The organism is Dictyobacter formicarum (genome assembly GCF_016587435.1).
On sequence record NZ_BNJJ01000024.1, the window covers coordinates 78,631 to 95,453 of the forward strand.

The window sequence follows — 16,823 nt, forward strand, 5'->3', positions numbered from 1 at the left end:
CTGTTGTCATATAACTCTACACATGTAGAGCTATATGAGCTTATTGTTAATTGGTAGCGACAGCTACATCATCCACATAGAAAGATGTGGGATTCTTGCTGCCATTGGTGCCTGCAAATGTGACCTCTACCGTCTGTCCTTTGTAGGAGCTAATATCGAATGAGGAGCTCTGCCATTGATTCGTCGTGCTACCATCACTCAACTTTTGCACCGTACTCAGGACAGTTCCACTCGTGTTACGAATTTGAATCGAAAGAAAATCATAGGAATGTGTGGTTTCGGTTGTGGTGACATACCAGTAATAGCTTAGGGTAGCCGATGTGCTGCTGGCCGGTATCGTCACCGTCTGGTATATCGTGTCCTGACAATTGTTATAGCCACATAAGTATGCTTCCCAGGAGCCTGTATGAGGATTTGAGTTATCAACTATTTCATATCCTCCGCTTGAGCTCTCTACCCAGGGCGCACTGCCATTCTCAAAGCCACCATTCTGGAGCAAGTTACCAGTTGGAGTTGGCGTCGGTGTAATAGTAGGCTGTGGTGTCGGAGTTGGGGTAGTAGTGGGCTGCGGTGTTGGCGTTGGCGTATTAGTGGGTTGTGGCGTTGGCGTCGGTGCGGGACCCGAGCTACCAGAAGCTAGCCATTCAGTCCCGTTGGGGAAAAGGATATTATCCTGTCCCGCTGGATCGTTCCAGCCATTATAGCAGGTATTTCCAGAAGAGCAGGTGCCATCGTCAATTGCTGAGCTATCACCCATAGCCAGTACACGGCCATTGCCATAGGAGCTACCAGAGAAAAAGACTCCAGTTGTGCCGGTATTCGAGTAGCTGTTGCGGTAAATAATACCGTGGGCAGCAGGATTATCAGTTTTATTCAAGGTTTCAGTGGTGCCGTTACGAATAATGCTTCCCTGGGCCGTACCAAAGGGTCCATTCAAGAGAGGATCACCGTTGGGGGTATCGTTGCTGGGATTTTCGGAAGCGATGTTCAGGGAATCAAACTGAATGCCAAACACATCGCTCTTGACCCCGTTGTTATTCATCAGGTCGTTGAAAATCTTGAGCGAGTCATAACCATCGTTGTTGCGGTCGCTACCAGTATGGTCAGCAATCATAAATAATCCACCACCATTGTTCACAAAGTTCAGAATGGCGGTCTTCTCGCTACTAGTAAATAGTGTATTCGGCTCGGGGAGCACAAAGGCATTGAAGTGGCTCAGGTCTTGTGGATTGCTGCTATTGCCATAGGTAATTGCACTGGTATTTGTTTTCAGGCTATAACGGCCAGTCTTCTGCAACGCAACGCCCCAGGCGCTTATCCCGCCAGTCCAATCGGTTTCCACTTGAGGATTTGGATTCTGAGTCAGTGGATCTGGCTGGCTGGTACTGATAATCCAGTCGGCATTACCAGCTGTCTCAGCATGCGCATTATCAAAAAGAACATTGTAAGTAGTCGAGGCATGGGCAACATGAAGGAGTGACGATTGCGGCACAAAGAGAATCGTGCCCAGGCTAAATAAGAAAACAAAGAGAACAACGAAGAGTATGCGTAGACGTACATGTGGTTGCGACATAGCATCCTTTCCTTTTCGCAGTCACGTTTGAACCATATAATGCCGGCACATACGTCTGCCGACAACTATGTGCGACATTTGCTATAGGTTCTTTTTTTGCCCCTGTTGTTGGCAGCAGACAGGAAGCACAACATGCAGATGGGTGACGAGCGAGAAATAGCTGGCTATACTTCATAACGGCATAAACCATAACTCTTCCTCTATCGGAAATTATATATGGTATTAGCCAAAAAATCACCATCCTAAAGGGCTGAGTTCAGCATGAACCACAATTTCTAATCTTTTCTAATAAAACCATGCGGAATAGATATGTGGATTTTAACAGTTCTCATCTAGCGCAACGATCATTAACTGTAAATATAGTTCTTCCCACTCAGTTTATAGCCATGCCCGTGCTCATGTAAAAACGTAAACAAAAAATAGCTGCCCCATCTTGTACAGATGGGGCAGCTAGTAAAAATCGTTTTACTCTCGATAGCCACCGATAGCAATGATCCTCCGCCGAAGCATGTTATCCCTCAGCTTGAATGAGCCTAGCTCACGTGGAGGTAAAGGTTGGGGGTTGAGACCTCCATTTACCTGCTCCAATTGTTCTTCCGTTAGCTCGATCGCAGGAAAATTGAACTTTTCCATGCCTTGCTCGTGATCATACTGTCTTTTCTTCATCAGGTCATTCTCCTTGTTGAAAGTCACTAGGACTATAAGCAATGTTCATCTGCGCATAGTATACGTAGCTAGTCTTAGGCAGAATATGACACGCCTCACAAAAACTCTTTATAATATTTCACTATATGAAACGATCTAATCGGTGGCTATCAGATTGGCTGATGACGTTTCTTGGTCGTTGCACTCCATGCACTGCTCCATTAAGGTTCCACTTCCGTACCTGCATTAGCAGCACAAGCACAGCAAGGGCTCAGAAGGTAAAGAGGAGGAGCGTTCAGAAAAGGCTACCAGTTATATTCTGTGTGCCAAAGGTCATAAAATCGACGACGAAATGCATCAAGACTGCCGTAGATAGAATAATGTTGACTTCAAGTCGACTTGAATATGTACACTCTATGTCAGCTCTTCTTTATGTCAATTGAGGGGCATTCACTGCATGATATATAACCCTTCATTGGGAATAGTTTTTTGTGATAGAGAGGAAAATATCTATGAATATTCTGACGATTTCTGGCAGCCTGCGCGCCAGTTCTAGCAATACACGTCTCGTCAAGGCGATTATGCGCCTGGCCCCTGCTGGCATTGAGACACAGTTGTACCAGGGACTGGCCGACCTTCCTCATTTTACGCCTGACCTTGATGGAGGTAATCCTCCTGCATCGGTACTGACGCTACGCCAACAACTTCAGGCGGCCGATGGCGTGCTCATATGCACGCCTGAATATGCATTTGGGGTGCCGGGCACACTCAAAAATGCGCTCGACTGGACCGTGTCATCAGGCGATTTCTCAGAAAAACCGGTGGCTGCGATCAGCGCCTCTCCTCTATGGAGCGGCGGAGATAAGGCGCATGCATCATTGCTGCTGACATTGACCGCCCTGGGAGCCAACATTCTCGAAGAGGGGAAAATCATTATACCAATGATTAATAAAAAATTGGATGCCGATGGTAATATAGTAGATCCCGCGCTGTTAGAGGATCTCAAAACCGTCTTTAGCACCTTCCAGCGTTCATTTGATAAATAAAGATTAAAAATATTCTTGCGCCTGAAATAGAACCTGATCCAGCAGGTTCTATTTCAGGTGCAGCTAACTGCAAGCTTACCCTGTTCTACGAGATAAGCGTATTAAAAATTGAAAGCTTCGTAGAAGTCGCCAATCTGAACAAGACCATCACGAGGAGGGGCTGGAGGCCCATATGTTTTCCCCTGGGCTGCATCGTTATTCTGGCCCGGTGTGTTGGCATCAAATTGATGATTGATGCTCGCCAGCGTGGGCAGTCCAAAACGACGCTCAATGAACTTCAGAATAGAACTATGCTCGTATAATTGACCGGAAACGTAGCCACGTGCGGATACAGCAGCATTTACGATTGCTCATTGACAATATGGTATGATAATTGTCGAAGCAAAGTATGCTCCGGTGGCTCCTCACCTTCAATGAGCAGCCATCCCATATTTAGCTCGGCTTATGCCTCTTGCATACAAGTGCTCCCTACAAAACCTGTGTAAAGAATAGGATGGATCCACTTATGCCAACAACAGTCGCATTTCACCAGCGCTATGGTCAATGGGCCTTAGTCACGGGCGCGGCTTCAGGACTGGGAAAAGAATTTACGAATCAGCTTGCGGCACGTCAACTTAATGTCGTTGCCGTCGATATCCAACTCGATAAACTCCAGGAACAGGTTTCGTCCTTGCAGCAACAGTATGGCGTACAGGCCAGGGCACTGGTCACTGATTTGGCCGATCCCGCATTCCTTGAACAGGTACAGCGGGAAACAGCCGAGCTGGAGATAGGTCTGGTCGCCAACGTTGCCGGACTCTCTTCAGTTGGGCCGCTGCTTGATGTTCCGCTGGAGACGCTACAGCGCCAGATTGCAATTAATTGCTATGCTCCATTGACGTTGTCGCATCACTTCGGACGCTTGATGCGAGACCGTGGGCGAGGCGGTATTATTTTCTTTTCATCCGCTTCCGCCTTGCAGGGCACCGCGCTCGTGACAAACTACGCGGCCACCAAAGCATACAATTTGATTCTGGCCGAGGGACTATGGGATGAGCTACGCGGTTCAGGAGTTGATGTGTTAGGCTTTGCACCTGGAGCTACCAATACGCCCGGCTTCCATCATGCGCAACCACGCTATACGGCGATTCCCATGCCCTACATGGAGGCTGCTCCAACGGTTGCTGAAGCGATAGCCGCTCTGGGACGTACCCCGAGCCACATCGCCGGGCGCGGCAATAGAGCTGCCGCATTCTTAACCACGCGCATTCTACCACGCAAGCAGGCTATCAAGCTCTTTGGTGACAACATGAGAAAACTCTATCCTCATCACGCGCAACATGCACCCGGCAAGCATGCTGCGCCAGAGAAACTTGAAAAGTAATAGCATAAAGATAACGACCGCAGATATGATACTAACATGCATATCTCTGTGGTCGTTATCTTTATGTCTAATAGCTAAGATTACGATTTGCCATGCAGATCGATCTGGAAATAAATTTCCTTAGTAAAGTTACCATAGACGCCATCAATCACGTCGCTTCTGGCATTCCCGCTTCTGGACACGGTAAAGGTTGGAGAATGACAGAAGTCGTCATCTGAGCAACCAGGATATTTGGAAATATCAAGCTGCACGGCAGGCAGCAGCTGAGTACCATCGGTATCGCTATCGCTACCCGGATAGATGTTCAGCGTCTTACCATCCTTGTTCATCGTGATCAGGTAAAAACGCCCCTCGCTATCCTGAGTGATGCGCGCTTTTGTGCCAAGCGAAATATCCTGCTTCTCGTCTTTCACAATCTTGCCGTTCTCTATAATGACATGGTGCAACCCATCGTACAGGTTATTATAGAGGATGTGCACCCTGTTAGAGCTATCAATATAGCTATCCGTCAGATACGTGATGTCGTAATCGGTATTGTTTTTCGGCTGTATCTCCGTGACTTTGACAGGTGTCAATTGTGGATCTGTCGCGGTCACATCCTTGGTGTAAAAATACCCGATGGCATTAAAGATGTAATTGAAGCCGGAAGACGATGGCAATCCGAGCTCGGGCCGCTTGACGTCGCGCATAGCTGTAATAGTCAGATCGCCCTTATCGCCGAGGAAGAAAAAGGCATAGGTATAGCGACAATCCAGGGTATTTGTATGGAAGGTCCACTTCTGCGTTGTCGAGGAATAATAGGACCAGAGGAAATGGCCCGGCACATCCTCGGCGGTCTGGTAAACGACCATGTCACCATTGGTATTAATAGTCGCACCACTATAGCCTTGATCTGTCGACCAGCCTCCGCTTATATCCTCACTATCAAAGGTCTTGCCCAGATCCTTTGAAAATAGGTGCACTAATTTACCCTTAGTGCCTGGCCAGGCGAACAGATGAAGCTCATCATTGGGCCCGACAAGAAGATTGACTGGCTCGGTTCCAGCGTCGTGGCTGATATTTATATTTGTTATCTTTACTTCTTCCCAATTGCGATCTGTGGATCGGTGCATCAGATGCCAGGTGCGATCATGTTGACCTGTGCCTGCATCGATATAGATAGTAAAAATATCTCCAGTGGAGGTGCGTACAATACGGCTTTTCTGTACGCCCCAGCTATTGGGAACATATACGCCATTCTGTCCAAAAGCGCCATCAGTGACCTGTTCAAGGCTTGTCAATGCAGGATTGGGCTCCGGTGTTGCGGTAGCGGTTGGCGTCACCGATGGTGTGCTGGTCGGGGTTACAGTTGGTGTTGGCGTCGCTGACGCTGTACTAGTCGAAGTAGCAGTTGGTGTTGGCGTCGCTGACGCTGTGCTGGTTGCGCAAGTTTGTGCAGAATCCGGCGTTGGTGTGCTGGTCGGATTTGCTGGTTGCGTAGAGGTTGGATTAGGAACTTCTGTCGAGGATGGTGGATTGGTTGGTTGCGTCGTCCTATTCGTAGAGCCTGTGGTAGGCGCAGATGTGGGCTGCGTCGTCACTGGATACGAAGGTTGATCCGCCACAGGACCTGTTGAGTTGGCGGGAGGATAACTGGTTGAAGGTGGAAAATTATTGGTTGGCGTTGAGGTGTCTGCGCTTGGTTGATTGGTAGACGGATAGGTTGGTGTGATGGAAGGCACATCCGCATTCGTCTGCGTCGACGCGAATCCAGGCACAATAGAAGTTAATCCATCGTTCGAGTGAATCGTACTGGCCTGCAGGCTGCGCCAGAGCGGCGCGCTAGCTTTAGCCGGCGAGAACTCACCGAATACGGATACAAGCGAAACAATAAATATAAGCACAACCAGCACACATGCTACCCGGCGCTCGCGCGTTTTCCAGAGCAGCGGAAGTGTGGCTGGCACATTTTTCCCTCTAGATAGCTGGCGTTGAACAGATGCAAAAATACTGCTGGAAACAGTTAAACACTTAAACAACGCCCTACGAAAAGCGAATAAAAGCCTATTCAATGTACATATTCCTTCCCTGGATAGCTTGCTGATGGCACCAAATCTATTGCAGCGCTGCCCTATTCGATGCGTGTGCTTTATTTTTTATCGCTGGCATGAGGTAAAAATAGTTTTCTTTATTATTGTATGCATTAATTAGATTATATGCCCTTCAAAGGATTATTTCAACCTTCGCACCTTTAAGTTTTATTTGTGCTACCATTACATATGAGATCAATTACACCATCTGCTCGCTTAAATTTGATAATTGTGTATATTCGGGAGTCTTGAATGAATTGGGCAACATTTGCTATAGAGAAGCTGCGAAAGGGTCAGCAGGCGCAGGTCAAGCCTCGCGGCCACTCGATGACCGGGAAAGTCAATGATGGAGATCTGGTCACCCTCCAGCCATGTTCTCCAGAGCAATTGCAGGTGGGAGACATTGTCCTGGTGCAGGTCAAAGGAAATGTCTACCTGCATTTAATTAAAGCCATTGACCAGAAACGGTTTCTGATTGGTAATAATCGTGGGGGCATCAATGGCTGGGTTGGACCCCATGCCATCTATGGGCAAGCAATTCAGGTTGAGGGACGTGTTCTGAAGCATCGCATAGTCTGAAATCCGGTTGGGATCAGTTTTTATCATCAGGAGCGCTCACCTGTGCTCGGTGCAGGTGAGCGCTCAGATTTTCTAGCACGGCGCGCCAGAGAGCAGATCATCAATAGCGGAACACGGCTGCGGCCAGTTGACCACCGATGGCGTCGGGTTGATCGAGGATATAGACTGCTCCGCCATGCAGGACGCTCTGGGTAGCCGCTCGCTCCAGAAGATCGTCATCCCCGGGCACGGCGGTTTCATGCACTTCCATGGCCTCGGTTAGAGGATTGAAGCGCCCCCATTGCTCCCGGTCACGCACGATAAACAGGGTGGCAATGCGTCCTTCGTAGGCGGCGGGAACAACCAGGCTGATATTGTTAGATGCGCTCTCCGTACCGGCATACTCCTGATACTGTGCCAGCGCCTCATGTTGTGCTTGCGACAGGGATGGTTCGGCCAGCGGCAAGACTTTCTCATGCAGCGTTTGGGCCAACATCTCATCTGGATTGCCCGCCAGGCTACTTTCAAGCAGGTGAGGATAGGTATTGAACTTGCGGTACAGAGCCGTAAGGTATTCTACCCCTGCGAGTACCATCGGGACGGTTTCGTCATGCAGGAGCTCATGTAAGCCATGATTGATCTGATGAAAGTATCGCGACAGATGTTCTTTCGCTTCGTCGCTCTCACCTTTGCCATGAAAGATCAGCGCGTGTCGTCCGCCTTTTTCTACCAGCGCTCCTGAGCCACTGCTGTGGTATTGGAGTTCTTTTTCTGGCTGATCATATTGCAGCGTCACTGCGAGACTCTCGGGAACCCGCTCTGGTAAGAGTACCTCCTGCATCGTATAGCGCGTCCCCTCAAGCAATCTGATCTCTTTTTGCGAAAGCGCCAGCACGTAGAAACGTCCATCGTTGGCTAGAAAAGATAGCAAGGGCTTGAGATAGAAGTGGGAGCTGATTACCAGTTGCTCTTTGACTTGCTCTGGCAGGCGATAGCAATGAAACTGCTCTAAATTACGGAAGATGGCCAAACCCTGGCCTGGCTCCTGCCAGAACTCCTTGTCGTCGAGCAGTTTCAGCAGAGGCTTCAGAAGTGCATCTTTCATGGCCGAAACATGCACATTCTGCTCCAGCTGCTTCTCGATCTCGCGCAGTTGGTTGCGCAGTCGAATTGGGTTCTGTTGTGTCTCCGGACCAACCTGCTCGATAGGCAGAAACAATGAAATGCACGGATCATAATGCTCTTCCATCAGCGTCTTTACTTCAAATCTGGATGGTATCTGCATAGGATTATTCTCCTCTTCCGCTCATTAAAATTGCTCTCGCGTATGAAATCGCTTGCTACATTTTGCCTGTTTTTAGGATGGGGACAACAAGCTCAAAAATTGAGACAAACAAAAGAGAAAACAGACCACTGTTGTTTCTTCCACCGCATGCATGACGATTCATTTAGTGAACGAATCAGATCATCCCGATGTGACATTATGACGCTACTTCCAAATATCATTCTCCTATATAGAGAGCCAGGCCGCAGCAACTACCATTAATCAGGTGTGCTGCGGCCTGGCTCTCTATGTTCTGGATGAGCTATTTGGTGGGCCGCTCAAGCGCTATGATGGGAATCTCGCGCGATGTCTTCTTTTGATATTCTGCATACGGAGGGAATACATCTGCTGCTCGGGCGAATGCCTTCTCGCGCTCAGCGCCGGTGAGGACTTTAGCGGTGGTATTGAATTTCTCGGTGCCAACCTCGACAGTAACTTCGGGATGGGCGAGTATATTCAGGTACCATTCGGGATGTTTGGGATTTCCGCCTTTTGAGGCAACGGCCAGAATACGATCGCCGTCGGGCACATACATCAATGGAATGATGCGCTGTTGACCCGTTTTGGCCCCGGTAGTGGTCAGGAGGATCAATGGGGCCCAACCTTCAACCTGGCCGCCATTGGAGCGAAACTCCTTGATAACCCCTTCATTTCTTTCTTGCCATGGATTCATATATCAGGTTTGCCTTTCTATCTATTGAAGAAAAACTTGTCATGCGATGCATTTTTTATTTTATCATATGAGGCTGAGCGTCCCGGCAAATCAGCTCTACTACCTCTTGCACAGCACGTTTAACGGCTGGCGAGAGTGAGGTTCCAGCACAGAAATTTTCTCCTTCAATGCCATAAATGAGCAGCTTCGGTGGCAGTTTGTTTAGTGCCCGGGCCAGTTGAATGGCTTCCCAGACACCAAATGCATGCGACGAGCAAAGAGTGAGATCAGAAGGCGCTATATTTGAGTGGAGATCAAGGCGATGCACCGTTCCTGGAGTTGCCCCCGACGAAACAGCATCGATCAGGATGATCCATTCAGCTTGCGTCCAGGTATCCAGCAGCCACGCGCCGTCGCCATCAGACTCAAGGCAGATCACGTCGTCTGGTAGTTGCTTCTCTTTCAGCGCCTGGATGACAAGCAGTCCCGCGCCATCATCGCTGCGATAGCTGTTGCCAATCCCGATCACTAGCATACGTGACCTCCTTCTGCGGCCAGACCCGCTTTACTCGTGTTTAATATGGACATGCAAAAAATGCGTCGCGCAAGATAGGCAGGGATCATAATTGCGAATCGCTTGCTCGCACTTCCAGGTAAGCTCGTTGTCGGGCAGGTGGATGACGCGCGCTATATAATTCCTGAGATCTTGTTCAATGGTCTTTTGATTCTGCGAGGTTGGAGGGATGATCCTGGCGTCCCGAATGATGCCTTGCTCATCAATGGTATACCTGTGATAAAGTACGCCGCGCGGAGCTTCAGTACAGGCATAGCCGGTCGCGTTCCGTGGTTGAAGCGAAATAGCAGCCCGATCAGGAATCTCATACTGCTCAATGATCCTCAAGGCTTCATCGAAGGCGTAGAGAACCTCTATGCTGCGCACAATAATGCTTTTAAAAGGATTCAGGCAGGTCGCGTTCATACCCACGGATCGGGCGACTTCTTGCGCCAGGGGCGAGAGGCGGTCGAAGTTGAGATTGTAGCGCGCCAATGGTCCGGTGAAGTAGGCACCTCTCTCTTTCAGTCGCGAGTGGAGCGCATTTGAATATGGCACCTGCTCTTCAATAAAATGGTTATCATACTCGCGGGCGCTAATATCGAGACCCTTATTCGAAATCACACGTCCTTCGTTCATTGGATATTCGTCTAGATGGCCGAGCGAGACAAATTCATAGTTTTGCTGGAAGTCAGGAAAGGGTAACTGAGCCACCCAGCGTACTGTTTCCAGCGCACCTTCTCTGCCCCGGCGTAATTGTTCTAGCAGCGGAGCAAATTCCTTCGGCGCGGGGACCTTGTAAAAGCCACCGATCCTGACGTTGACCGGATGCACGGCCCGCCCACCAAGGAACTCGATGATGGCATTGCCTGCCTTCTTCATCTGTAAGCCGCGCTGCACTATGTCAGGATAGTCCTGGGCCATTTGCCAGACAGAAGAGTAGCCGAGAAAATCAGGAGCATGCAGCATGTACACATGGAGCGTATGGCTCTCGATCCATTCTCCACAATAGAGCAGTCGTCGCAGGGCGCGCAACTGTCCCTCCACTTTGACCTGGCAGGCGTCTTCCATGGCATGCACTGCACTCATCTGATAGGCCACCGGACAGATGCCGCAGATGCGAGCGGTAATATCGGGTGCTTCACCGAATGCGCGCCCACGCAATAGTGCTTCAAAGAAGCGTGGTGGTTCGATGATCTTTAATTTAACATCCTGCACCAGGTCATCTTTCATTTTAATGAAGAGGCTGCCTTCACCTTCGACACGAGCCAGGTAATCTATGATAATATTTTTATTCTTCATACGACGTGCTCTCTCGACGAAATGGCTCAGCATACGCATTAAATGTCCGCAACTGACGCCTGATCTCTGCGGGTGCCATCCCCCCACGGCGAAAATACCGGCTTAATGACACGAGATTGGGTGTTTCCTTTGGACCATAGCAGCCATAGCAACCCCGGTTAAACGAGGGACAGATGGCCCCACAACCAGCATGGGTTACGGGACCAAGGCAGGGCGTGCCATGCGCGACCATGACGCAGACATTGCCCTGTTGCTTGCACTCCACACACACGCTGTGAGCAGGGATGTTGGGCTTCCTGTGCTGCAAAAAAGCATTGATGACCTCCAACAACTGGTGTTTGTTTATGGGACAGCCCTGCAGTTCAAAGTCGACCGTGACGTGAGAGGAGATAGGAGTAGAGGTACCTAACGTCTTAATATACTGTGGAGAGGCATAGACCAGCGTGATAAATTCCTGCACATTCTGAAAGTTGCGCAGTGCTTGAATGCCGCCCGCGGTAGCACAGGCTCCGATGGTCACGAGATATTTAGAGGCCCGCCGAATGTGCTGGATACGTTCGACCTCCTCTGGTGTGGTGATCGACCCCTCTACCAGAGAGAGGTCATATGGACCGCTCACTACCGCCCGGGACGCTTCATGGAAGTTCGCGATCTCAAGTGTTCCGGCCAGCGCCAGCAGTTCATCTTCACAGTCTAATAAGCTCAACTGGCACCCATCGCAGGAGGCGAACTTCCAGACTGCCAGCTTCGGTTTCTGTCCCTGGGTCATATCAGATCTCCCGTTTGAATAGCAGGTCTCGTACCCGATTGTAGGCAATTACAGGACCGTCCTTACAGACAAAAGTGGGGCCATACTGGCAGTGACCACAGAAGCCGATGGCGCATTTCATATTGCGCTCCATCGAGATAAATATTTGCTCACCTGGAACACCACACTTCTCTAGCTCGGTGGCGGCAAAGCGCATCATTATCTCTGGTCCACAGACGAACGCTAGCGTGTTCGCTGGCTCAAAAAGCGCGCGCGCGATCAGTCGGGTCACGACTCCAACACTACCACGCCAGCTATTTGTGGCCCGGTCAACCGTTACGACGACATCCAGGTCGAGTTGAGCGCGCCAGCGTTCACAGTCTTTGCGGTAGAGAATATCTTCAGGCGTGCGCGCACCATAGAGCAGGGTAACACGGCCAAATGCCTGGCGATTGGCAATAATCTGGCACATAACAGAGCGCAATGGGGCCAGTCCCAAACCACCTGCCACCAGGAGCAAGTCTTTCCCTTGAGCTTGATCAAGAGGCCAGGGTTGACCAAAGGGGCCGCGCACGCCAAGCACAGCACCAGGTAGCAAGATTTGTAGCGCGTTTGAGACATTTCCAACGGCGCGAATGGTATGGATCAGCGGATCCGGGTGATCCGGGTCTCCGCTGATGGAGATCGGTATTTCTCCCACCCCAAATACATACAGCATGTTGAATTGCCCACACAAGAAGGAAGGGATATTCCCTTTATCTGCTGGCTCAAGATCGAGGGTAAATATATTGGGAAGTTCGTCGAGCCTGCGCTGTATTCGGTACCACCGTGGCAGCATGGGATCGTTCCTGTCTACCAGCATCATCCACCTTCCACTCTCGTCTGATATACGTCGAGCAGTTGTAAGCGCGTCATTTGCAGTCTTTGCATGATGATGTATGCTACTCGCTTGACGAGCTTGTATCCAAACACATGATCGGTCTCACACATGCGACGCAGGGGCGCTCCATGCAGCGCAATGGCCTCCACCTTTTCGATGACGTGGGCGCTAAAGTGCCAGCGATACGGCTCAAATAACCATGACCAGCCCAGCACTTCGCCCGCCTCGATAGTTTCGATGGAAATACTACCGCGATCGGCGGCAAAGGTTTCCAGCACAACTTTTCCTTCTGTGAGGATATAGAAATACTCGGCTGGCTCTCCTTCGTGAAAGATGTACTGATTGGAGTCATAGGCAACCGACGTGGCCAGGTCGGCTATCTGGTGGAGATAATAGAGTGGCAGTCCTTTGAAGAAGGGATGGGCAGCCAGGATCTGTTCGCAAGTTTGCATGGCTACAACTCCTTTTGCTCACTTTCATAGATCGCGCGCACCTCTTCCGTGATGTCGATGGCTACCGGGCACCAGGTAATGCAGCGGCCACAGCCCACACAGCCCGATGAGCCAAACTGATCATACCAGGTTGAGAGTTTATGCGTCATCCACTGCCGATAACGCGCTTTGGGTGAAGCACGTACGCTTCCTCCATACAGATACGAGAAGTCCACGTTAAAACACGAATCCCACTTGCGCACACGCTCGGTCTCTTTACCTGCCAGATCGGTAGCGTCCTCTACAGTGGTGCAAAAACAGGTCGGACAAACCATGGTGCAATTGGTGCAGCTCAGGCAGCGTTGTGCCACGTCGTTCCAGCGCGGATGTTCCAGATTACGCGCCAGCAAGTCTTTTAAGTCATGCGGAGAAGTAGCCATCTGGCGTCCCATCGATTGAGCCGTATGCTCTACCACCTGCTCGGCCTGCGCAAGTTCATCAGCACGGGCCTGCCGACAATCAAGGGCACACATCACATCCGCTCCCAACTCACTGCCAACCTGGACCACAAAGAAGTGCTTATACGCATCTATGATTTCTGTCAGCGCTAAATCGTAGCCAAAAGTTGCTCGCGGCCCAGTCTGCATCGAGGTACAGAAGCAAGTTCCTCCGGCCTGCCCGCAGTTGACGGCAACAATAAAAAGATCCTTTCTGCGCTCCTGATAGATTGGATCTACATGAGCATCCTGTAAAAACACGCGATCTTGAATGGCAATGGCATGCAGTTCACAGGAGCGAACACCAATAAAGGCATATTTGGGAGTGATATGATCTTCTTCGACTATATGAATGGAGTGTCCATCGCGCTGTGCACGCCACAGGCGTATGATTGGAGGATGGAGAAATTGCTTCCATGAATGTGGACCAACTGCGTAGCCAAAGAAGGCATCATCGTGGCGCTGCTTGAGTCGGTAACTTCCTCCATCCTGTTCATCTGTGTAGCCCCTGGGGAGGCTGGCAGTCGAGGTCAACGTATCATAGACAATAGCCTCATTGCGCACGGTTGGGCCAATCACCTGATATCCTCTGTGCTGCAAGGTTATGAACAGTTGCTCCAATTGCTCACACTGCATTATCAGCTGATCATTGATGGATGATGAGGAGTGCATGATACGCCTCCTGTCCGGCTCAATACCAACCAGGTTTCGTTAGAAGACCACACATGAAGCTCAACAACCGTAGCCAGAAATCGCTTTTATTGTTTACACGCTCCCATAAAGATTAAGAATACATCCTGAATATTCCACCCCACACACGAAAAACTCATCTAGTGACGGGAATTGTTTCGATGTATCTATGATTATTTATTCGGTTTTAGAGCGAGAAGATCAAAAACGCCCGCAAGAGGCACACCTATGTGTTGCTTTTTCGTGCATGCGTAGAAGCGTCCCCCGCGGGCGCTTCTACGCATGCACGGTGATGGTGTATGGATAGGGGGAGAGCTGGAACTGCTCTTCGCGCTGTCCACTGATTACGATCTGGGCGGGGGAGACAACTGCCGATACTGTTTCCGTGGGTAGCCAGGGACGACCTGCTTTCACCACCACTAATTGTCCGAAGATGTCGCCCAGATACGCAAAGACATCAGCGATCTGGCCTGGAACGGGATACGAGACGATCCCCTGCTGTTTCTCCAGTTGCGCGGCAATGGCCGGTACATCCTCTACCGGCAGGCCAATCTCGCTCAGGCGCAAGACATCTCGGGGTCCAAATGCTCCAGGCGTTTCATGATCCAGACCATTATGCACCATATATTCCAGGATGTTGTCGGCGGCATCACCAAAGTAGAACGAACGTGCATTGAGACCCGAAAAGAAGATTTCGTCTTCGCCCGTTTTAGTTGGCAGAATGGGCATGCGTTGGCCAATCCAATTTTTGGCCTGCTGAAATTTGTTGCGCGGAATCGTAAAGGCGATATGGTAAAGCACCTCTTGCTGTGTTTCCTGAAAACTGAGTCGGGTTGTGCCAGCCTGAACAGTGAAAGAAGTGGCCGTCTCAGCGATCAGGGGTAACTCCAATACGGTACTATAAAATGTTTTCTGCTCAGCCAGATGTCTGGTTTGTATAGTTAATTCTTGAATATACATGACTTTTCATTCCTCCTGTATAGCTTTCTATCTACTTACTGTTTGTAACCACCCTACCACTCTATTCACGTTCATGAATACCACGGGGATAGTATCTCTCACACTTGCTATAGTAACACCGTGCAAAAGGCAGGGATCGTCCTGTACAAACGGGCAATGAATTGCCCCGATCGAGTCGCATACACCTGAAAGATCATCAACCACAGAGTGACAATCAATAAACCGGTAAAAGGACGTCGCTCAAATTTTTGCCAAAAGAGCAAAGTAACAAGAAAAGAGACCAAACCATCGTAGGTTCGGCCCTCAGCGGCCGATTGGAGCCCGCCGCAGCGTGGCGACCCCGTATCCGGCCGGTTTGGCTCCATCACCGCCGCCCCCTCGACCAGAGAGGGATCCCCCGAGACCCCTTGGAAGCACCCGGCAAGACTTCGCCGCGAAGTGAAGTGATCTCGGGTAAACGCGACGATGAGTACTCGTGTATTTCGCCCATACGATATGGAAGTTACCAACGAAATACATAAACGTGTTAAAAAGGAGAGTTCTTTGCGAGAAAAGAAAAAAGGAGTTTATTTGTTATGGCAAAACAAGCCCAGGCAATATGTATTCACAATTACGGCGGTCCAGAAGAGCTCAAGCTTGAGCAGGTGCAGGTTCCTGATCCTCAGACAGACGAGGTGCTCGTCCGTGTTCGGGCCGTTGGCGTAAATCCGGTTGATTGGAAAATTACCGAGGGATGGTTAAAAGATGTCCTATCGATACAGTTCCCCTACATACCCGGTCGCGACATCGCGGGTATCGTTGAAGAGGTGGGTCCTGGAGTAACGGCTTTCCAGAAAGGACAGGCGGTTTTTGGGCAGAGCGCCAAAGGTGGATATGCCGAGTATACTCCTGCTTCGATTAATACCCTGGCGCTAAAACCTGACGCCATCAGCTTTGAAGAGGCTGCGACCATCCCCGTGGGAGCAACGACTGCATGGCAGGGTCTCTTTGACCACGGCAACCTTCAGCCGGGACAGACCGTTCTCATCCAGGGTGCCTCTGGTGGCGTTGGCCTGTTCGCGGTCCAGTTCGCCCATTGGAAGGGGGCACGTGTCATCGGCACCACCTCAAGCGCGAGCGTCGATTTTGTGCGTTCGCTTGGCGCCGATACCGTGATTGATTATACATCCACATCTGTCGAGCAGGCCGTTCATGACGTGGACCTTGTCTTCGATACCGTGGGGGGCCCAACGCTTGCCTCATCGCTCAAGGCACTGAAAAACGGAGGCACTCTGGTAACGATCGCGGGTCAGCCAGAGGAGGCGCAGGTGCGGGAGAAAAATGCACGTGTTGAGTGGTTCTCAGCCCAGGTCTCTCACGACCTCTTAGCAACCTTCGCAAAACTAATAGAAGAGGGGCAACTGAAAGTCGTGATTGAAGCTACTTATCCTCTCGCCGAGGCGGCTCAGGCGCATCAACGCAGCAAAACCGGCCATGGTCGGGGCCGTATTGTCCTCAAAGTCGCCGACTGACATCTAACAACAGTGACGGCA

The 16,823-nt window shown here is 50.3% G+C and carries 17 protein-coding genes; 4 read left to right on the forward strand and 13 right to left on the reverse strand.

What is annotated here, in order from left to right:
- Positions 1-46 precede the first annotated feature (46 nt).
- Together JMI88_RS31565 and JMI88_RS31570 are read right to left on the reverse strand one after the other, a co-directional pair.
- Entirely contained in the window at positions 47-1,573 is a 1,527-nt protein-coding gene (locus JMI88_RS31565; protein ID WP_201366027.1) for a M6 family metallopeptidase, read from the reverse strand.
- Positions 1,574-2,038: 465 nt separating this feature from the next.
- Complete coding sequence (locus tag JMI88_RS31570) at positions 2,039-2,239, reverse strand: hypothetical protein (RefSeq protein ID WP_201366028.1); 201 nt, start codon at positions 2,237-2,239, stop codon at positions 2,039-2,041.
- Between the two features lie 491 nt (positions 2,240-2,730).
- On the opposite strand from JMI88_RS31570, the gene JMI88_RS31575 reads away from it, so the two are divergent.
- The gene (locus JMI88_RS31575; RefSeq protein WP_201366029.1) at positions 2,731-3,264 is read left to right on the forward strand and encodes an NADPH-dependent FMN reductase; all 534 of its coding nucleotides are present in this window, start codon (positions 2,731-2,733) and stop codon (positions 3,262-3,264) included.
- A 505-nt stretch (positions 3,265-3,769) separates the two neighbouring features.
- On the forward strand, positions 3,770-4,627 hold the full coding sequence (locus JMI88_RS31585; RefSeq protein WP_201366030.1) for an SDR family NAD(P)-dependent oxidoreductase: 858 nt from the start codon (positions 3,770-3,772) through the stop codon (positions 4,625-4,627).
- Between the two features lie 80 nt (positions 4,628-4,707).
- Here the strand turns inward: JMI88_RS31585 and JMI88_RS31590 are convergent, their stop codons facing one another.
- A complete protein-coding gene (locus JMI88_RS31590; RefSeq protein WP_201366031.1) occupies positions 4,708-6,573 on the reverse strand; it encodes a hypothetical protein in 1,866 nt (621 codons plus the stop codon).
- Between the two features lie 375 nt (positions 6,574-6,948).
- Here JMI88_RS31590 and JMI88_RS31595 point away from each other — a divergent pair, with 375 nt between their 5' ends.
- Positions 6,949-7,275: a S24/S26 family peptidase gene (locus tag JMI88_RS31595; RefSeq protein ID WP_201366032.1), complete on the forward strand. Its 327-nt coding sequence runs from the start codon at positions 6,949-6,951 to the stop codon at positions 7,273-7,275.
- 100 nt (positions 7,276-7,375) lie between these two features.
- Here the strand turns inward: JMI88_RS31595 and JMI88_RS31600 are convergent, their stop codons facing one another.
- The 10 genes from JMI88_RS31600 to JMI88_RS31645 all read right to left on the reverse strand — a co-directional run bounded on the left by JMI88_RS31600 (position 7,376) and on the right by JMI88_RS31645 (position 15,659).
- Positions 7,376-8,539: a baeRF7 domain-containing protein gene (locus JMI88_RS31600; protein WP_201366033.1), complete on the reverse strand. Its 1,164-nt coding sequence runs from the start codon at positions 8,537-8,539 to the stop codon at positions 7,376-7,378.
- Positions 8,540-8,840: 301 nt separating this feature from the next.
- Positions 8,841-9,251 carry a nitroreductase family deazaflavin-dependent oxidoreductase gene (locus tag JMI88_RS31605; protein WP_201366034.1) on the reverse strand — a complete coding sequence of 137 codons (411 nt, stop codon included), beginning with the start codon at positions 9,249-9,251 and terminating at the stop codon, positions 8,841-8,843.
- A 55-nt stretch (positions 9,252-9,306) separates the two neighbouring features.
- On the reverse strand, positions 9,307-9,765 hold the full coding sequence (locus JMI88_RS31610) for a hydrogenase maturation protease (protein ID WP_201366035.1): 459 nt from the start codon (positions 9,763-9,765) through the stop codon (positions 9,307-9,309).
- Positions 9,766-9,795: 30 nt separating this feature from the next.
- Entirely contained in the window at positions 9,796-11,085 is a 1,290-nt protein-coding gene (locus JMI88_RS31615; RefSeq protein WP_201366036.1) for a Ni/Fe hydrogenase subunit alpha, read from the reverse strand.
- A complete protein-coding gene (locus JMI88_RS31620; RefSeq protein ID WP_201366037.1) occupies positions 11,075-11,854 on the reverse strand; it encodes an NADH-quinone oxidoreductase subunit B family protein in 780 nt (259 codons plus the stop codon). Before JMI88_RS31620 ends, JMI88_RS31615 begins: the two co-directional genes overlap by 11 nt.
- A 1-nt stretch (position 11,855) precedes the next feature.
- Positions 11,856-12,698 carry an FAD/NAD(P)-binding protein gene (locus JMI88_RS31625; protein ID WP_201366038.1) on the reverse strand — a complete coding sequence of 281 codons (843 nt, stop codon included), beginning with the start codon at positions 12,696-12,698 and terminating at the stop codon, positions 11,856-11,858.
- Complete coding sequence (locus tag JMI88_RS31630; RefSeq protein WP_201366039.1) at positions 12,695-13,165, reverse strand: Crp/Fnr family transcriptional regulator; 471 nt, start codon at positions 13,163-13,165, stop codon at positions 12,695-12,697. The genes JMI88_RS31625 and JMI88_RS31630 overlap by 4 nt, the downstream gene beginning before the upstream one ends.
- 2 nt (positions 13,166-13,167) lie before the next feature.
- Complete coding sequence (locus JMI88_RS31635) at positions 13,168-14,313, reverse strand: 4Fe-4S dicluster domain-containing protein (protein ID WP_201366040.1); 1,146 nt, start codon at positions 14,311-14,313, stop codon at positions 13,168-13,170.
- A 294-nt stretch (positions 14,314-14,607) separates the two neighbouring features.
- A complete protein-coding gene (locus tag JMI88_RS31640; protein ID WP_201366041.1) occupies positions 14,608-15,291 on the reverse strand; it encodes a VOC family protein in 684 nt (227 codons plus the stop codon).
- A 107-nt stretch (positions 15,292-15,398) separates the two neighbouring features.
- Complete coding sequence (locus JMI88_RS31645) at positions 15,399-15,659, reverse strand: hypothetical protein (protein WP_201366042.1); 261 nt, start codon at positions 15,657-15,659, stop codon at positions 15,399-15,401.
- 207 nt (positions 15,660-15,866) lie between these two features.
- On the opposite strand from JMI88_RS31645, the gene JMI88_RS31650 reads away from it, so the two are divergent.
- Positions 15,867-16,802, forward strand: coding sequence for an NADP-dependent oxidoreductase (locus tag JMI88_RS31650; protein ID WP_201366043.1), 936 nt, complete (start codon positions 15,867-15,869; stop codon positions 16,800-16,802).
- Positions 16,803-16,823: the final 21 nt, after the last annotated feature.